A 17923-nucleotide genomic window follows, 5' to 3' on the forward strand; every position below is an offset into this window, starting at 1 on the left:
ATACCTCCTCTGCTCGCCTATTTGCGAGCCATGTTTTTTACAAGGTTAAAGACCAATTTCTGCCTGGACAACTGCAGCAATGGTATCCACATAGTAGTCTACTTCTTCATGAGTTGGTGCTTCTGCCATGACACGAAGGAGGGGTTCGGTTCCACTTGGACGCACAAGGATACGACCATTTCCTGCCATTTCCGCTTCCATTTTTTCAATGATTTCACGAATAGCAGGCACTTCCATCGCCTTGTCTTTCATGCTATTTTCAACCCGGATATTGACAAGCTTTTGTGGGTAAATGGTTACTTCTGCAGCTAATTCAGACAATTTTTTGCCGGTTTCTTGCATGATTTTGGTTAATTGAACGCCTGTTAATTGACCATCACCAGTCGTGTTGTAATCCATGATGACTACATGACCGGACTGTTCCCCACCAAGGTTATACCCAGATTTGCGCATTTCTTCGACCACATAACGGTCTCCAACAGCTGTGATTTCTTTTTGAATCCCCTTCGCATCTAATGCCTTGTGGAAACCGAGATTGGACATGACGGTTGTAACGATCGTATTTTTTTCGAGCAAGCCCTTGCTTGAAAAATACGAACCGATGATGTACATGATCTTATCCCCGTCTACGATTTCTCCATTTTCATCCACTGCAATCAAGCGATCACTATCTCCGTCAAAGGCAAGACCAATCGCTGCGCCTACTTCTTTCACTTTCTCTTGCAAGTGCTCTGGGTGAGTAGAGCCAACCCCATCATTGATGTTCAAACCATCTGGGTTTTCACCGATGACAGTCAATTGAGCTCCTAAATCTGCAAAGATTTGACGAGCACTGGTAGAGGCTGCACCATTTGCTGTATCCAAAACCACGTGCATGCCCTCGAGTTGGACACCTGTCGATACAAGGAATTCTTGATACTTACGCAAGCCTTCCGGATATTCCATGACTGTTCCTAAACCTTGCGCACTTGGACGTGGAAGGGTATCTTCAGCGGCATCAAGCAAGGCTTCAATTTCAAGCTCGCGATCATCATCCAATTTGAAACCATCACCACCAAAGAATTTGATTCCATTGTCCAAGGCTGGATTGTGGCTAGCAGAAATCATAACGCCGGCGCTGGCTTTTTCCGTACGAACCAGATAGGCAACACCTGGCGTGGCAATCACACCCAACTTATAAACGCGAATCCCAACTGATAAGAGGCCAGCGATCAAAGCATGCTCCAGCATTTCACCAGAAATACGCGTATCACGTCCAACAAATACCAAAGGTGTTTCTTCTTCATGTTGGCTCAACACATAACCACCGAAACGACCCAACTTAAAGGCTAATTCTGGCGTTAATTCTACATTTGCTTCTCCACGGACACCGTCCGTTCCAAAATATTTACCCATTTTTGATTACCTTTTTACTTTCTAATTACTTGAACTGGAAGAGGTCGACGACGAACTGCTAGAGCTTGACGTAGACGAGCTACTCTTTGTAGTCACTTGAATCCGTGTTTCACTCGGATTAACCAAGCCTGGTAGAATATTTCCTTGAGCATCCACTGCATTTAAGGAAATGGCTCCGCTATAATTTCCACTGATGATCTCACTGGATGGGAAGACAGCTTGGACATGATCAATACGACTTAAGGTTTCTTGATCACTCGTCACTTCCACCTTAGTTTTTTCAAGAGAAATATCCGTTACCGTAATTCCATCCACAATTTGATTGTCCGGGATCGTGGCTCTAACTGCAAACGATTTTTTCGCTTTCTTCCCGATTTTTACAGAAACTTTCTGAGGCTCTACGGTTGCTGTCAAACCAGCTGGAAGATCTTCCACAATCAACGGCACTTCAACGGTACCTTCCTTGACCTTACGAAGATCCGCTACCACGCGAAACTTACGAGTGCCCGGTTGCATCTCACTTGCAAGTGCGACCCGGTTTGAACCTTTAAGAAAGACCGTTACCTCTGACGTCAATCCACTGACAAAATATTTCTTGTCATTGTATTTGGCATCAATTGGAATATTGGTCAAGGTATTGGTGTAGGTCTCTGAGCTCACTTGTCTAGCGCTACTATTATTTTGAAAATTAAAGGAAGAAGCATTGATAAACAAGATAAAGGACAATAAGACGGAGGCGAAAACATAAAGAAATTCTTTTTTCGATCTCATTTTGTCACCCTCCCAAATAGACGCTCTTTCCAACTATTCGGTTTATTCTCTTCAGGAACCAAGAAGGCTCTCAATTCTGACTCGAACTCTTCTAAAGTTAAATCGTGTCGGAAGGTTCCGTTGTAGGTCACAGAGATCCCGCCCGTTTCTTCGGATACCACAAAAGTAAAGGCATCAGAAACTTCAGATAAACCAATGGCTGCACGGTGACGCGTTCCAAACTCTTTTGAAATTCCGGTATTTTCCGTCAAGGGTAGGTAGGCACAAGAAACGGCAATTTTATCATTGCGGACAATGACCGCTCCATCGTGCAAAGGAGTATTAGGAATGAAGATATTAATCAGCAATTCTCCTGAAATTTCCGCATCTAGTGGAATCCCTGTAGAAATGTATTCCTGAAGGGTTCTGGCCCCTTGAATAGCTACCAAGGCACCAATCTTACGTGGGCTCATATAAGCCACTGCCTTAACATAGGCCTGTACCATTTTCTCTTCCTGACTGACTTCACTCGTCGTAAAAAATTCTGTCGCCCGACCTAAACGCTCTAAGCCAATCCGAATTTCAGGGGAGAAAATCACAACCAGCGCGATAACCCCATAGGTAATCACTTGATTGATCAGCCAAGAAATAGTCGTTAAACCCAAAAAATTGGCTAAAAATTGAGCCAAGAAAAAGATAATGACCCCACGCACCAAAATCATGATCTTGGTCCCGACGATGGCCTTGATCAAAAAATACAACAACCAAGCCACCAGGGCAATATCGATGATATTGATAATAACACTCCACCAATTCGGGAACAAACTGGTCCAAAATTGTGGATTTGAAAACTGTTGAATATTCATATTCTCATACCTACCACTTCTCTAAAAGACATCATCTTATTATAACACGTTTCAACAGATTTTTCTGTAACCTTCTGATGCTTTTTATGATAAAATATGATTTATGAAGATAAATACAACCTTGGGCCTTCTGGCAGGAAAGCTTTCCGGCTCTATTCTAGAAAAGATGGGGCGGGGATCAACCCTACCAGGTAAAGTAGCCCTCAAATTTGATAAAGATATTCTCAGTCAACTGGCAAAAAACTATGAGATTGTTGTGATTACAGGGACAAATGGAAAAACCCTGACCACTGCGCTAACAGTAGGTATTCTCCAAGAAGCTTTTGGACCTATTTTGACCAATCCAAGTGGGGCCAATATGATCTCTGGGATTACAACGACCTTCTTACGGGCTAAGCATTCGAAATCAAATCGACCGATTGCGGTACTTGAAATTGACGAGGCCAGCCTCTCTCGGATTTGTGATTATATTAAGCCCAGCCTTTTTGTGGTCACTAATATTTTCCGGGACCAGATGGACCGCTATGGAGAGATCTATACGACCTACCAAATGATTTTGGATGCCATTCACAAGGTCCCAACTGCAACAGTCTTGTTAAATGGTGATAGTCCGCTCTTTAATAGTCAGACCTTATCCAATCCGATCCAATATTATGGATTTGATATTGACAAATCAGAGCCACAACTAGCTCATTACAATACGGAAGGAATCCTCTGTCCGCATTGCCACAATATTCTCAAGTACAAGCTCAATACCTATGCTAATCTTGGGGATTATATCTGTGAGCACTGTGGTTTCCACAGACCTCCTCTGACTTATGCCGTATCAGACCTCCTCTCTTTAACCCATCGTTCTTCCCAATTCCGGATTCAAGGCCAAGACTACCACATCAATATCGGCGGTCTCTACAACATCTACAATGCCTTAGCTGCTGTTTCCGTTGCTGGATTTTTTGGAGTGCAACCTGAAGTGATTAAGCAAGGATTTGATCGCAGTCGCGCTGTCTTTGGTCGTCAGGAAACCTTTAAGATTGGGGATAAGGAATGTACCTTGGTTCTGATTAAGAATCCAGTTGGTGCGACCCAAGCCATTGAAATGATCAAACTAGCACCTTATTCCTTTAGCTTGTCGGTCCTCCTCAATGCGAATTATGCGGATGGAATCGACACCAGCTGGATCTGGGATGCGGACTTTGAGCAAATCACCCAGATGGATATTCCAGAAATCAATGCTGGCGGGGTGCGCCACTCTGAGATTGCTCGGCGACTTCGGGTCACTGGCTATCCTGCTGATCAAATCACAGAAATGTCTGAATTAAAAGAGGTTTTCCAACGTATCCAGCAACAGGAAACCCCTCACGCCTATATCTTAGCCACTTATACGGCCATGCTTGAATTCCGTGAACTTTTGGCCCAAGAACACCTGATTGAAAAGGAGATGAATTAATGACTTATACTTCTCTAGAATCTTCTGATCAGGCACAGTATCCTTACAGCCTGCGCATTGCCCATCTCTACGGCAACTTAATGAATACCTACGGAGACAATGGGAATATCCTCATGCTCAAGTACGTTGCGGAAAAACTTGGAGCCCATGTCACAGTGGATATCGTCTCTCTCAAAGACCGATTTGACCCTGATGCCTATGATATCGCCTTTTTCGGTGGAGGACAAGACTACGAACAGACCATTGTATCAGAAGATCTTCCAGATAAAAAAGAAGACCTTGCACGCTTTATTGATGACGATGGTGTGGTCCTTGCTATCTGTGGTGGCTTTCAGCTTCTAGGCCAATACTACATTGAAGCTTCTGGCAAACGCATTGAAGGACTCGGCATTATGGGCCACTATACGCTTAACCAAGTCAACAACCGCTATATCGGTGATATCAAGATCCATAACGAAGAATTTAACGAAACCTATTATGGTTTTGAGAACCACCAAGGTCGGACCTTCTTGGCGGAAGATGAAAAACCACTGGGCAAGGTCGTCTATGGAAATGGGAACAACAAAGAAGATGGGTGCGAAGGGGTTCATTACAAGAACGTCTTTGGCAGCTACTTCCACGGTCCTATCTTGTCCCGAAATGCCAATTTGGCCTATCGCCTAGTGAGCACTGCCCTAAAAAATAAATATGGCAAGGACCTTTCCCTACCGGCTTATGAGGAGATTCTAAGCCTAGAGCAGCCGGAAGAGTACGCTGATGTGAAAAGCAAGGCCCCTGCTGAACAATAAGGAGATAATGATGAACAAAAATAATCTACACTACATTGCTTTATTACTTTTAATTTTATTGATTGCTGGTATTTCCCTTGCAAACATGCAATCGGTTACCGTAAATTTCCTCTTGGTCCAATTTAAATTACCCTTGATCATTCTGATCTTGCTCTGTGTCCTCTTAGGTGCATTCGTCATGAACTTGATTAATTTTTCAAAGGGCTTCTCCCTAAAAAAAGAACTCAAGAGCACTCAAAAGCAACTGGAAGAAGCAAAGAAATAAATCAAGACAGAAGAAAAAGAAAACAACTAAAAAGCACCGATCGGTGCTTTTTTCATGCTGATATACCTTCTTTTGCTTGTAATTTCTTGGCGACTACTTGAGCTAGGAGTGAAAAGAGGATGACGCCAGCTCCAATCAGGAGAAAGGATTCTACTCGGACACTTGGCAACCAGGTCATCAATCCTTTAGCTACGGGCATAAAGAGAATGGCAAGGGTAAAAATGGTGCTTAAGACCCGGCCTAGATAGTCTCCTTCTACCTTGGTTTGAACCTGGGTAAAAAAGTGAATGTTAAAAATTGTCATAAAGAGTTCGCAGACCAAATTTCCAGAAAAGGAGAGAAAATGCGGAAGGGGCAAGCCCATCATTAAGACTCCTACTCCTGTTAAAATCAATAAGAAGAGAAGCATCTTCATGCTTGATTTAAATTTATTAGCAATCAAAGCTCCGATGATAGAGCCGATAGCGCCCAAGGTTAAGATGGTCGCATATGCTCCATTGACCCCGTAAAGGCGATTCGAAAAAGGAAGCAAAAACTCAAAAGCTGCAAAAAAGAAATTGACGCTGGAAGCCACCAACAAGAGAAAGAAAATCTCTTTCTGATGCCAGATGTAGTCTAGTCCATCCTTGATGTCCGAAAAAATATCTTTTCCTGTGAACCGTTTCTTTTCTTGAACTTTGGCTTCTTCTTTCGGAAGGAATGCCACTAGGACAAAGGCGATGAAAAAGGTCAGTGCATCCAGTAAGAGGGTCGCATGGAGACTGGCAAATTGTAAAACAAGGAAAGAGAACACAGGAGAGCTGACACCAACTACTTGTAAGACCAACTCCAAGTGGGCATTATAGGTCACAATCTCATCTTTCTCTACGACCTGAGTGATAATGGCTTTGTTGGCTGTACGAGAAAATGCAAAGGCAATGGCCTGGACAATATTGGCAACAATCAGGGCTACAATCATCCAACGATCATTCCTGATAAACGAAATCGCTAAACAAAGGAGACCACAAACCAAGTCGGTCGTCATCAAAATCTTGCGACGGGAAAACCGGTCTGAGATCACGCCACCAAATGGATTGACTAGAATGGAGGTGACAAGTTCAGAAATCTGATAAATCCCTAATACCGTCTTTCCTATAGTCCCCATCGAGGCCAGCCAGACACTATTCCCGTAATCATAGAGCATATTTCCCATTCGATTGATCGCTCCACGAGTAATTAATTGGACTGCATGTCGATTCATAAAAAAACCTCCTTCATTTTCTGAAACTATTGTATCAGTTCATGAAAGAGGTTTTCATTTTGTCCCTTATTTGGGAAAAATAATGGTTTACAAATTTATCAAAGGATCCTTACTGTTCTTTTGATTAAAGCTGCTTAGCTACTAGCTGAGCCAAGAGTGAAAAGAGAATAACCCCAGCTCCAATCAAGAGAAATGATTCCATACGGACGCTTGGCAACCAAGTCATCAACCCTTTGGCGATTGGCATAAAGAGAACAGCCAAGGTATAAATTGTGCTCAATACTCTACCTAGATAATCATCTTCCACCTTGGTTTGTACTTGGGTAAAAACGTGGATGTCGAAAATGGTCACAAAAAATTCACAGACCAGATTTCCTGAAAAGGAAAGATAAGGCGGAAGAGGCAAGCCCATTATGAACACTCCGACCCCTGCCATGATCAGTAAAAACAGGAGAATTCTCATACTTGATTTCATTTTATTGGCAACAAGTGCTCCTAGAATAGATCCAATAGCTCCCAGCGTTAAAATGGTCGCATAAGCTCCTTTAACCCCGTATAGACGATTCGAGAAGGGAAGTAAAAACTCAAAAGCCGCAAAAAAGAAATTGACGCTAGAAGCCACTAATAAGAGAAAGAAAATCTCTTTCTGATGCCAGATATAGTCTAACCCATCCTTGATATCAGAAAAAATATCTTTCCCGGTAAACTGTTTCTTTTCTTGAACCTTTGCTACTTCTTTCGGAAGGAATGCCACTAGGACAAAGGCAATGAAAAAGGTCAGCGCATCTAGTAAGAGGGTCGCATGGAGACTGGCAAATTGTAGAACTAGGAAAGAAAACACGGGAGAACTGACACTAACAACTTGTAAGACCAGCTCCAAGTGCGCATTATAGGTTACAATCTCTTCTTTCTCCACAACTTCTGTAATAATGGCTTTATTGGCAGGTCGAGAAAAACCAAAGGCAATGGCCTGAACAATATTGGCAACAATCAGAGCCGCAATCATCCAACGATCATTTCTGATAAAAGAAATCGCCAAACACAGGAGACCACACACCAAGTCGGTCGTCATCAAAATCTTGCGACGAGAAAAACGGTCTGAAATCACCCCTCCAAAAGGATTCACGAGGATCCCTGTCACTAACTCAGAAATCTGATAGATTCCTAATACCGTCTTTCCTATAGTCCCCATTGAGGCCAGCCAGACACTATTCCCATAATCATAGAGCATATTCCCAATTTTGGTAATCGCTCCACGACTAATTAATTGGACCGCATGTCGGTTCATAAAATCTCCTTTATCTCTCTCCTATTTAGGAACATTCATCTATTACAAATTTATCAAAGTGTTCTTGATAGTAAGCTACCTGCTCTGGAAGACCTAGCACATCAAAAATATGCATAGCCTCTTGCATTTGCTGACTCCCTTCTTTCTCTTGTCCCTTCTGATAGAGGGCAAATCCCTTGAGGTAATGAAAGACATTGCGTTCGTAGAGTTTGATGCTCTTCCCGATAATCTTTTCCACATAGGCTTCAAAATAGCTGGCATTTTCGAAAGAACGGTGTTCTAAACAATGCTGGTAACTATTCAGAGCTAAAATCAAGACCAGTTTTCGATGGCGACCAATTTCCTTGTAGAAATCTTCCCGCTCCATCACTTCTCTACCAAGCCGAGTGACATAATCCACATCATAAAAGCTATAAAGATTGCCAAAGAGAATCAACTCATACATGGTCCATTCTTCCGTTTGAAAGAGATAATCCGCCACCTTTTCCAGATCACTATGCTTCATCGTGTAGCTGGCATCTCTCTGGCAAATCAAGCCTTGTAGCAGGATCCAGTTCAATTCAAAATAGAGGGGATTGGTCGAACCTTTAGCCTTTTCCAGTTGTTCTCTTTGAAGCTTTTGGAAACCCGCAATATCATTTGCATAGTAAAGCGGAATAATCTGGGCCATCAAGGCCACATGTTCATGGTGTTGGAAATTTCTGGCCTTATCCATAAAATTCTCAATCGTCACATGGATATTGTCCAAAATTTCAAAGAAGCGCGACGTAGCCAGATCCGACTCCCCCAATTCAAAACGGGATAACTGGGAGGTCGAGCAAGCTTCTCCTGCAGCTTCTTTCAATGAATAATTTTTACTCATTCGAAATTCACGAAAAACTTTGCCTAAATCTTCCATTTGATTACCACTTAAATTCCTTTAAGTACCTTTCTAACTCTTGCAAATATCCTTCGTAGAATCCATGTTCTTCTTTAACGGAAAAATCTAATTGTCTTAAGTAAGAAATCAGCCAATCAACCAATAGATCATACTGATGAAGAGGTAGGCGTTTCATCTGCTCTTCAACAAAAGAAATGGCCTCCGCAAAGCGCTGCTCTTCTAAAACTTGCTGAAGATAGTGATTCCCGTTGATGAATTTTCCTTCCTCATCCTCATACTGCCCCAAATCTAAATTCTGAATCTGCAGGCGCAAAGTTGTACCAATAATATCGGCTACACCTTTAATCTGCTTCATAAACCAATCATTTTCAGTCATCACAATGTTCTCCTTAGGCAAATTAGAAAACTACACTTTCTCCGCTAGTTCTTCCCATTCTATCATGGCTTCTTCTTGGGCGGCGGTCAGCTGGTCGATTTGCTGCTGGCTTTCCATGAGTTCGCCGGTTTCATTGGTGGCCTGCAGCTTCTTTTAACGAATAATTCTTACTGATTCGAAATTCACGAAAAACTTTGCCTAAATCTTCCATTTATTCCACCTGCTCTGACAGTTCTGCCCACTCTTCCATGACAGCTTCCTGTTGAATAGTCAGTTGGTCTAGCTCGCTTTGCAGTTGGACCAAGTCGGCTGCATCATTGGTGCTATGCATGGTTTCGGTGATGTCTTGGATTTTCTGATCTAGCTCTTCCATCTCTGCTTCCAATTGCTCAATGCGACGGGTGATTTTGCGGAGTTCCTTTTGGTTTTGCTTTTGCAAGTGATAGTTATTGCTGGTGACTTCTTCCGTTGAAGAAGCGGGCACAGCTTCTGCTTGCACTGCAGCAAGGGCCTCTAACTCTGCTTTCTTCTCCAGATAATAGTCATAGTCCCCTAGGTAAAGAGTGGAGCCCTCTTCTGAGAGTTCCAAGACCTGTGTAGCCACCCGATTGATAAAGTAGCGGTCGTGGCTGACAAAGAGCAGGGTCCCATCAAAATCAATCAAGGCATTTTCCAGTACTTCCTTGCTATCGATGTCCAAGTGGTTGGTCGGTTCATCGAGAATCAAGAAGTTGTTATTTTCCATGGAAAGCTTGGCCAATAGCAAGCGGGCCCGCTCTCCACCTGACAGCATGCCGACGGTTTTCTTGACATCGTCCCCTGAGAAAAGAAAGGCTCCCAGGCGGTTGCGGATCTCCACTTCTGGTGTCAGTTTAAAGTCATTCCAGAGTTCATCTAAGACACTGTTTTGAGGAGTTAGTTTACTTTGGATCTGGTCATAGTAGCCCACTTCGACATTGGCTCCAAAACGAGCTTCTCCCTTGATAAAAGGAATCTGCCCGACGATGGACTTGATAAGAGTAGATTTCCCGATCCCATTTGGTCCTACAATAGCGACCGCATTCATCTTGCGGATATCCAGATTGATCGGCTCGGACAGGATTTGATCGTCATAGCCAACGGCCGCCTCTTCTACTGTCAAAACGACATTGCCAGAGGCCTTATCAGAATGGAAGGTCATATGGGCAGACTTGGTCCCAGCTTCGGGCTTGTCTAGGCGCTCTATTTTTTCCAACTGCTTGCGACGAGACTGGGCCCGCTTGGTGGTCGACGCTCGCACCAAATTGCGATTAACAAAGTCTTCGAGCGCTGCAATTTCTTTTTGTTGCTTCTCGTAGTTCTTGGCTTCAGTCAGCAATTTTTGTTCTTTTTGCTCCACAAAACTGGAGTAATTACCGACATAGCGATCTAAAGAATGCTTGGTCAAGTCCAAAGTAATGGTTGCGACCTTGTCTAAGAAATACCGATCGTGGCTGACAATGAGAAGGGCCCCGCTATAATTGACCAAGTAATTTTCCAACCAGGCAATGGTCTCAATATCCAAGTGGTTGGTCGGCTCGTCCAGTACCAAGAGATTTGGCTTTTCCAAAAGCATCTTGGCCAGGGCTAGACGGGTATTTTGCCCACCAGATAACTCTTCAATCTTCATCTGCCACATGGACTCATCGAACTTGAAGCCGTTTAAAATCGCGCGAATTTCTGCCTCATAGGTAAAACCACCAGCTTGACGGAATTCTTCCGATAAACGGTCATAGTCCTGCATGAGCTTTTCTAAGTCAGCCCCTGTTTTTTCCCCCATCTCCAGCTCCATTTGACGCAAGCTTTTCTCGGTCTTTCTGAGATCGTCAAAGACATGAAGCATTTCATCGTAGATAGTATTGGACGACTCAAAGCGGCTATCCTGAGCCAGATAGGAGAGAGAAAGGTCGCGCTTTTTATTGATTTCACCATAAGTCGGCTCTTCTTCTCCCACCAAGATTTTCAAAAGCGTAGACTTGCCGGCTCCGTTCTTTCCGACCAGAGCAATCCGGTCCCGTTCATCCACTTGCAGGCTGATATGATCAAAAAGAACCTCCCCTGCAAAAGAGCGTTCAATTTTGTTGGCTTGTAAAATAATCATGTCCCTATTTTACTATCTTTTTACGGATTAAACAAGGGAAGACGAAGCATCAAAAAAATCCTGAGCCCCTTGAGGCCCAGAACTTTTAGCAAGTATTTTAAAACTCATTATTCCTTGTATAATTGCCGTACTGCTTCTACATCTGAATCCTGGATACTGTAGAAAGAGCCAGCTGGTTGCATAACCGATTCTCCATCTGTGTGGTCCAACCCAATCGCATGGCCTAGCTCATGCTCAGCTGTATTGACAATCCGATCATAACTATAGTTATAGACATAATTTAAAAGATAATGGCGATTGAGGCGAACTGTGATGTGGGTGAACCGATTGGTTAAGAGGTTGGTTTGAGAGGCAGTCTCTCCTGCTGCAGAAACGGATGCGTTGTCCATTTCGGTCAAGACCACATTGGCCTCTTTTTCATTTGTGACCAGCTTGAAAGTAAAGGCACCTGTTTGGTTCCAAGCCTCAATGGCATCCCGATAGGCTTTTATAAAAGTTTGACTGATATTGGGATCTAGATAAACCGTGGCCTCTGCTTTTTCCCAGCGAGCACCACTATGCTCATGATTGTCCGTCTGCGTCGTCTGTGAGCTAGGCGCCATCCCAAAGCGCGATACAAAGCCCTGATCACCAAATAAATTTCCAACTTGATAGACAACCTTTTGGGCAGCTCGCCCAACCCCATCCATACCAGAACTAGGAGAATCTGTGAAATAGATGATCCCCACAAGGATGAGAAAACTGATGGCAATGGTCCAGAAAAATCCCCAAAAGAGACTCCAAGCCATGCGAAGGATTCCTCTGAAAAACCGAAAAATAGTTCTCATACATTCTCCTTTCTCTTAAAGAAGGTATGCAATTGTAACACTCCATTCTTAAAAATAACTTAAATAAACCTGCTTTTTTGCTTATTGATGGATGGTTACTTTTCCTGTCTGGTAATCCAGGCTCATTCCACTTTGAACATTGGGAACAAAGACATTGAACTCAAGGGTCCCATCACTCGATTTGGCTTCGATCTGAGAACCTAAAGGAATCAGATCTTCCGGCTGATTGTAGATCAAGGTGACCCGATAGCGGATCCGCTTGTTATTATCCAGCGCTTTTCGAACCAGGGTCTCGTAGTAGTTTTGACCGGTGGAATGAGGATCATTGGCTTGATTAGACCAAGCCGTTTGAACGGCGATATTTTTGGGATTGCTAGTAGAGGCGTCAAAGCCTTTGAGATTGCCGATCAAGGCGTAGCCCAATAGATGACCTCTATCCACAGCATGGTCGTACTCGCCTGACAGATTATGAACCTGATGCCAACCTGCAGGTTTCCAATCGGTTAGGCCACTTCCTGTTGCATCGCGATCTCTGTACTGACGAGTCGCCTTAGTCATGATGGCATTGGCCACTGTCGGTACGGTCTTTCCATTGACTTCTTTTGTCTTGTTATCCGCATAGGGTTGACTAGCCACACTGGCATCCAAATCTGTTCGATTGCCCTTAACGACAAAGGCTCCAGCTCCATTCCATTCTATGTCATTTCCTAATTGTGAACGAGCAGATTTCGTTAGTACCGAGCTAGCTAACTCTTTACTGGGTGTTTCCTCTTGGCTACTGGTCACCACGGAAACAACCTGATCCGTCGCTTCTTTTATCGTCGGTTGATTAAAATAATAGCCCCCGATTGCTAGGGCTGTTGCCACCACAAAACCTGCTAGGGTTTGTTTGGTTCGTTTGCTTACTGTTTGTTTTGTCATGCCTCTCTCCAAAAAAGAGCAGCGCTAGATGGGTCACTGACTCGATTCGCTGCTCTCCTTTTTACTCAATGTTATTTAAATCTTATTTGCCGGTTAGCTTCCCAATGATTTCTGACCAGGTATCCGGAGAGAGAATGGACCATGGATTCTTTCCATCGCCAATCACTCCATAGCCAATGACCAAACCAACTGCAAAAATGATGATGGCAATCACAGCCAACAGGAGGACAATTCCTAGCTGTTTTCCAACATAGCGAAGATTAGTTTTCATCGTCTTCTTCCTCTACACGTTTCACGTCTGCACCTAGTGCCACCAATTTCTCATGGAATTGATAATAACCACGATCTAAGTGACTTAATTTGCTGACCTTTGTTTCTCCTTCTGCCACTAAGCCCATCAAGACAAGCGTTGCACTCGCACGCAAATCGGTCGACATGACCTCTGCACCTTGGAAGCTTTCACCTCCTACGATACGAGCTGTATCCCGCATAATATCTGAGTGAACGCCCATTCGACGCATCTCTTCTAAGTGCTGGAAGCGATTCTCAAAAACAGTTTCAATCATGGTGGACTCACCTTTAGCCATGGCCATCAAGGCTGTAAATTGAGCCTGCATATCGGTTGGGAATCCTGGATATGGAAGGGTTTTAACGGTCACTGGACGGAGCTTACTGATATCCGATTGAATCCGAATTCCATTTTCTTCTTCGGTTACCGTCACGCCCATCTCCTGCATCTTAGACAGCAACGGACGGTTGTGTTCCCAAATGGCATCTTCGATCAAGACATCTCCACCGGTCATAGCTGCCCCAATCATAAAGGTTCCAGCTTCGATGCGGTCTTGTACAACATTGTGGTCTGCCCCGTGCAAGCTCTCCACACCGACGATGGTTAAGGTCTCAGTTCCTGCCCCCTTGACAGTAGCTCCCATTTTGTTGAGCAAAAGAGCTAGGTCGACAATCTCAGGTTCCCGCGCAGCATTTTCAATCACGGTGACTCCATCAGCCAAGGTTGCGGCCATCATAATATTTTGTGTCGCCCCTACTGATGGGAAGTCCATATAGATATGTGCTCCCTTGAGACGATCTGCTTTCGCTTCAATATAGCCGGCCGTTTGTGTAATTTCAGCCCCCATGGCTTCCAGACCTTTGAGATGGAGGTCTATTGGACGACTACCGATCGTACAGCCTCCAGGCATGGAAACCTTAGCATGGCCATTGCGTGCCAAGACAGGACCCAAGACAACGATAGAGGCCCGCATCTTGCTCACATACTTATAAGGCGCTTCCTCTGATAATTTTTCTTGCGCATCTACGACAACCGTATTTTCTTCTTCATTGAAGGTCACTTGTGCATTCAAGCCACGAACAACATTGTTCATTGTGAAGACATCTGATAAAACAGGGACGTTTTTTAAGGTTGTCACGCCCTCACTTGCAAGGACTGTTGCAGCAAGAAGCGGAAGGACAGCGTTTTTTGCTCCTTCGATTTTGACAGTTCCAACTAGTCGATTATTTCCACCATTAACGATTATTTTTTCCATACGGGATTGTTCTCCAATTTCTTAAAGTCACGACTTCTATCATACCATATTTTTGATAAAATGTGGCTAGAATTGGCCAATAAAAATCTGCCGACTCATCTCATACACGCTGATAAAAAATGAGCTGGCTAGATAGCCGATTCCAATGCTGAGCATCAAGATCAAAAAACGGATTTTAACCGCATTTTCAGCACTTACTTTTAAAAACTTTTCCCATTGAACTAGGTTCAACAATAGGTAATAGGCAAAAAAGATAAACAATAAATGGCTTGAAAAGTTAAAAATCATTTGGATCATACAGCTATTATACCATATTTGATTCTCACTTTCTTCTTTTGATTCTCACTCAACAAAAATAAGGCGAGGACAAGACCTCTACCTTATTTTTTAATATGTTATAAACGATTTCCGACATTAATCCGGTTAATGGCGCGTTGAAGAGCAATTTTAGCACGACGTTCCATATCAACCGAATGCTGATCTTTGGCTTCTTCAATCGCTTTTTCAGCTCGCAGTTTGGCACGTTCTGCACGACTAATGTCGATATCTCGAGCACGTTCGGCAGAATCGGCAACAATGGTAATGACATTACCTGCTACTTCGATAATCCCCCCATTGACTGCAATCCAATCAATATGTTTGTCATCGTCGACACGACGAACCTTTACTTGGTCTACAGCCAAAACCGCAATGGTATTGATATGATGAGGTAAAATCCCTAATTCACCATCAATTGTCTTGACAGATACAAATGCGGCATGATGATCATAAACCAGTCCATCCGGTGTAACGATTTGGACGTTCATTTGACTCATCTTTCACCTCTTCTTAGAATCCCATTTTTTCAGCTTTGGCAATCACATCTTCGATCGATCCAACACCACGGAAGGCATCTTCAGGAAGATGGTCATATTTTCCGTCCAAGATTTCTTTAAAACCACGAACAGTTTCTGCAACAGGTACGTATGAACCAGGTTGACCGGTAAATTGTTCCGCAACGTTGAAGTTTTGTGACAAGAAGAATTGGATCCGGCGAGCACGAGCAACCAAGGTCTTTTCTTCGTCAGACAATTCATCCATCCCCAAGATAGCAATGATATCTTGCAATTCATGGTAACGCTGAAGGACACGTTTGACCTCAGATGCTACTGCATAGTGTTCTTCTCCTACGATTTCTGGAGAAAGGGCACGTGAGCTTGATGCCAATGGGTCCACCGCAGGGTAGATCCCCAATTGTACCAATTTACGTTCCAAGTTGGTTGTTGAATCCAAGTGGGCAAAGGCGGTTGCTGGCGCTGGGTCTGTATAGTCATCGGCTGGCACATAGATGGCTTGGATGGATGTAACAGAACCTTTCTTGGTTGACGTAATCCGTTCTTGCAATTGCCCCATTTCAGTTGCCAAAGTAGGTTGGTAACCAACGGCTGATGGCATCCGTCCCAAAAGGGCTGATACTTCAGATCCTGCTTGGGTGAAACGGAAGATATTGTCGATAAACAAGAGAACGTCCTGACCTTCGACATCACGGAAATATTCCGCAATGGTCAAACCAGTCAAAGCAACACGCATCCGTGCTCCAGGTGGCTCATTCATTTGTCCAAAGACCATGGCTGTTTTTTCAATAACGCCAGATTCTTTCATTTCCCAGTAAAGGTCATTCCCTTCACGTGTCCGTTCCCCAACACCGGTAAATACAGAAATCCCACCGTGTTCTTGGGCAATATTATGGATTAATTCTTGAATCAAGACAGTCTTCCCAACTCCGGCACCACCGAAGAGTCCGACCTTCCCACCTTTCAAATAAGGGGCTAAGAGGTCAATGACCTTGATCCCTGTTTCAAGAATTTCTTCTGAAGTAGAGAGCTCGTCAAAGGATGGAGCTTTTTTGTGGATGGAGTCACGAGGAGCATCCTCAGCAAAAGGTTGATCCAAGTCAATGGTATCTCCAAGAACATTGAAGACACGTCCCAAGGTTTCTTTTCCGACAGGAACAGAGATTGGACGACCTGTGTCCAAGACTTCCATTCCACGGGTTAAACCATCGGTTGATTCCATGGCGATGGTTCGTACGACCCCATCACCAAGTTCCAAAGCTACTTCAAGAACGACTTTTGATTTTTGTTGGTCATTTTTATAGACTACAAGCGCATTATTGATCTCAGGAAGTTTATCTCCAACGGAAAAGGCAACGTCTACGACGGGACCTACGACCTGAGAAATTTTGCCTAAACTCATGTCATTCTCCTATTCTAAGTAATTTCTACTGCTCAAAAGTTCTCTTTCAAGCATCTGTTTTTGTATTTAAAATTGTATCCGACAACTATTCAAGGGCGCTAGCACCCGCAACGATTTCGGTAATTTCTTGTGTAATCGCTGCTTGACGAGCACGGTTGTATTGAATCGTTAATTCATCAATGACTTTCTTGGCATTGTCTGTTGCAGTTTGCATGGCCATCATCCCAGCAGCATTTTCAGCTGTTTTAGCATCAATAATGGCACCATAGATCATGCTTTCAGCAAATTGAGGAAGCAATTGATCTAAAATGGCATCTCGACTAGATTCCAATTCTAGATTCAATACATAGTCCTCATCCGCTTCATTTGGGTCCAAATCAATAATTGGAAGCATTTGTTCCACCCGCATTTGACTCGTCAAACTGTTGACGTGGTGGTTGTAACAGACGTACAACTCATCAAACAAGCCTTCCTGATACATTTGGACTGTTTTCGAAATGATCTTGCGAACTTCCTTAAAGCTAGGCTGATCAGGCAAACCACGCAATTCGTATACCGGCTGAATCCCACGGGCACGGAAGAAATCCGCACCGACGCTTCCAATACAGATCACTTCAAAGTCATCTCCAGTTGGATGATATTCTGCCTTCATTTCCATCATGGTTTTAAGGATGGAGGCATTGTAACCCCCGACCAAACCACGATCAGATGTAATAACGATATAAGCTGTCTTTTTTACCGGACGACTCACCAACATCGGATGGGACTTGGCATTTTCTGTTTCATGTCCATGGAGCAAGTCTGTTAATAACTTACGTACCTTGGCAGCATAAACCTGAAAATCCTTGGCTGCTTGCTCGGATTTCCCGAGTTTAGCAGCAGAGACCATCTGCATGGCATTGGTAATTTGACTGGTATTTTTAGTGGATGCAATTTTATTTTTTATATCATTTAATGAAACTGCCATCTTCCACTCCTATTT

Annotated in this window: 19 protein-coding genes; 3 read left to right on the forward strand and 16 right to left on the reverse strand. The window is 43.6% G+C overall.

Annotated elements, in window-relative coordinates; all coding sequences use genetic code 11:
* Window positions 1-45: 45 nt before the first annotated feature.
* The 3 genes from glmM to cdaA are packed head-to-tail and all read right to left on the reverse strand — an operon-like array spanning window position 46 to window position 3011.
* Complete coding sequence (gene glmM / locus O3626_RS00730) at window positions 46-1395, reverse strand: phosphoglucosamine mutase (RefSeq protein WP_003006502.1); 1350 nt, start codon at window positions 1393-1395, stop codon at window positions 46-48.
* Between the two features lie 21 nt (window positions 1396-1416).
* On the reverse strand, window positions 1417-2166 hold the full coding sequence (locus O3626_RS00735; RefSeq protein WP_003006499.1) for a YbbR-like domain-containing protein: 750 nt from the start codon (window positions 2164-2166) through the stop codon (window positions 1417-1419).
* Window positions 2163-3011, reverse strand: coding sequence for a diadenylate cyclase CdaA (gene cdaA, locus O3626_RS00740; RefSeq protein ID WP_371494615.1), 849 nt, complete (start codon window positions 3009-3011; stop codon window positions 2163-2165). Before cdaA ends, O3626_RS00735 begins: the two co-directional genes overlap by 4 nt.
* A gap of 103 nt (window positions 3012-3114) precedes the next feature.
* On the opposite strand from cdaA, the gene murT reads away from it, so the two are divergent.
* From murT to O3626_RS00755, 3 genes are read left to right on the forward strand one after another with little or no spacing between them, the layout of a single operon-like run.
* Entirely contained in the window at window positions 3115-4458 is a 1344-nt protein-coding gene (gene murT, locus O3626_RS00745) for a lipid II isoglutaminyl synthase subunit MurT (RefSeq protein ID WP_371494617.1), read from the forward strand.
* Window positions 4458-5246 carry a lipid II isoglutaminyl synthase subunit GatD gene (gene gatD, locus O3626_RS00750; RefSeq protein ID WP_302692378.1) on the forward strand — a complete coding sequence of 263 codons (789 nt, stop codon included), beginning with the start codon at window positions 4458-4460 and terminating at the stop codon, window positions 5244-5246. The genes murT and gatD overlap by 1 nt, the downstream gene beginning before the upstream one ends.
* Before the next feature lie 10 nt (window positions 5247-5256).
* The gene (locus O3626_RS00755; RefSeq protein WP_155171567.1) at window positions 5257-5511 is read left to right on the forward strand and encodes a LapA family protein; all 255 of its coding nucleotides are present in this window, start codon (window positions 5257-5259) and stop codon (window positions 5509-5511) included.
* Window positions 5512-5563: 52 nt separating this feature from the next.
* Here the strand turns inward: O3626_RS00755 and O3626_RS00760 are convergent, their stop codons facing one another.
* The 13 genes from O3626_RS00760 to O3626_RS00820 form a co-directional block, all read right to left on the reverse strand.
* Entirely contained in the window at window positions 5564-6751 is a 1188-nt protein-coding gene (locus tag O3626_RS00760; RefSeq protein ID WP_371494620.1) for an MFS transporter, read from the reverse strand.
* A 124-nt stretch (window positions 6752-6875) separates the two neighbouring features.
* Window positions 6876-8039 (reverse strand): MFS transporter, encoded by a 1164-nt coding sequence (locus O3626_RS00765; protein ID WP_371494622.1) that lies wholly within the window; start codon window positions 8037-8039, stop codon window positions 6876-6878.
* Between the two features lie 25 nt (window positions 8040-8064).
* Window positions 8065-8937: an XRE/MutR family transcriptional regulator gene (locus O3626_RS00770; RefSeq protein ID WP_371494624.1), complete on the reverse strand. Its 873-nt coding sequence runs from the start codon at window positions 8935-8937 to the stop codon at window positions 8065-8067.
* 4 nt (window positions 8938-8941) lie between these two features.
* Window positions 8942-9295, reverse strand: coding sequence for a hypothetical protein (locus O3626_RS00775; RefSeq protein WP_371494626.1), 354 nt, complete (start codon window positions 9293-9295; stop codon window positions 8942-8944).
* Window positions 9296-9506: 211 nt separating this feature from the next.
* Window positions 9507-11414 (reverse strand): ABC-F family ATP-binding cassette domain-containing protein, encoded by a 1908-nt coding sequence (locus O3626_RS00780; protein WP_371494628.1) that lies wholly within the window; start codon window positions 11412-11414, stop codon window positions 9507-9509.
* Between the two features lie 107 nt (window positions 11415-11521).
* Window positions 11522-12241 (reverse strand): M57 family metalloprotease, encoded by a 720-nt coding sequence (locus O3626_RS00785; RefSeq protein WP_371494630.1) that lies wholly within the window; start codon window positions 12239-12241, stop codon window positions 11522-11524.
* Window positions 12242-12322: 81 nt separating this feature from the next.
* Window positions 12323-13162: a DNA/RNA non-specific endonuclease gene (locus O3626_RS00790; protein ID WP_371494632.1), complete on the reverse strand. Its 840-nt coding sequence runs from the start codon at window positions 13160-13162 to the stop codon at window positions 12323-12325.
* Between the two features lie 82 nt (window positions 13163-13244).
* Entirely contained in the window at window positions 13245-13433 is a 189-nt protein-coding gene (locus O3626_RS00795; protein ID WP_024056063.1) for a DNA-directed RNA polymerase subunit beta, read from the reverse strand.
* Complete coding sequence (gene murA, locus O3626_RS00800; RefSeq protein WP_023917703.1) at window positions 13423-14706, reverse strand: UDP-N-acetylglucosamine 1-carboxyvinyltransferase; 1284 nt, start codon at window positions 14704-14706, stop codon at window positions 13423-13425. Before murA ends, O3626_RS00795 begins: the two co-directional genes overlap by 11 nt.
* Window positions 14707-14772: 66 nt before the next feature.
* A complete protein-coding gene (locus O3626_RS00805; RefSeq protein ID WP_371494634.1) occupies window positions 14773-15003 on the reverse strand; it encodes a DUF1146 family protein in 231 nt (76 codons plus the stop codon).
* A 98-nt stretch (window positions 15004-15101) separates the two neighbouring features.
* A complete protein-coding gene (locus O3626_RS00810; RefSeq protein ID WP_201089832.1) occupies window positions 15102-15521 on the reverse strand; it encodes a F0F1 ATP synthase subunit epsilon in 420 nt (139 codons plus the stop codon).
* Between the two features lie 13 nt (window positions 15522-15534).
* Complete coding sequence (gene atpD / locus O3626_RS00815) at window positions 15535-16941, reverse strand: F0F1 ATP synthase subunit beta (RefSeq protein ID WP_013903321.1); 1407 nt, start codon at window positions 16939-16941, stop codon at window positions 15535-15537.
* Between the two features lie 85 nt (window positions 16942-17026).
* Entirely contained in the window at window positions 17027-17908 is an 882-nt protein-coding gene (locus O3626_RS00820) for a F0F1 ATP synthase subunit gamma (RefSeq protein ID WP_003011829.1), read from the reverse strand.
* Window positions 17909-17923 lie beyond the last annotated feature (15 nt).

The sequence above is a fragment of the Streptococcus sp. 20925_1_77 genome (genome assembly GCF_041432125.1).
GTDB lineage: Bacteria > Bacillota > Bacilli > Lactobacillales > Streptococcaceae > Streptococcus.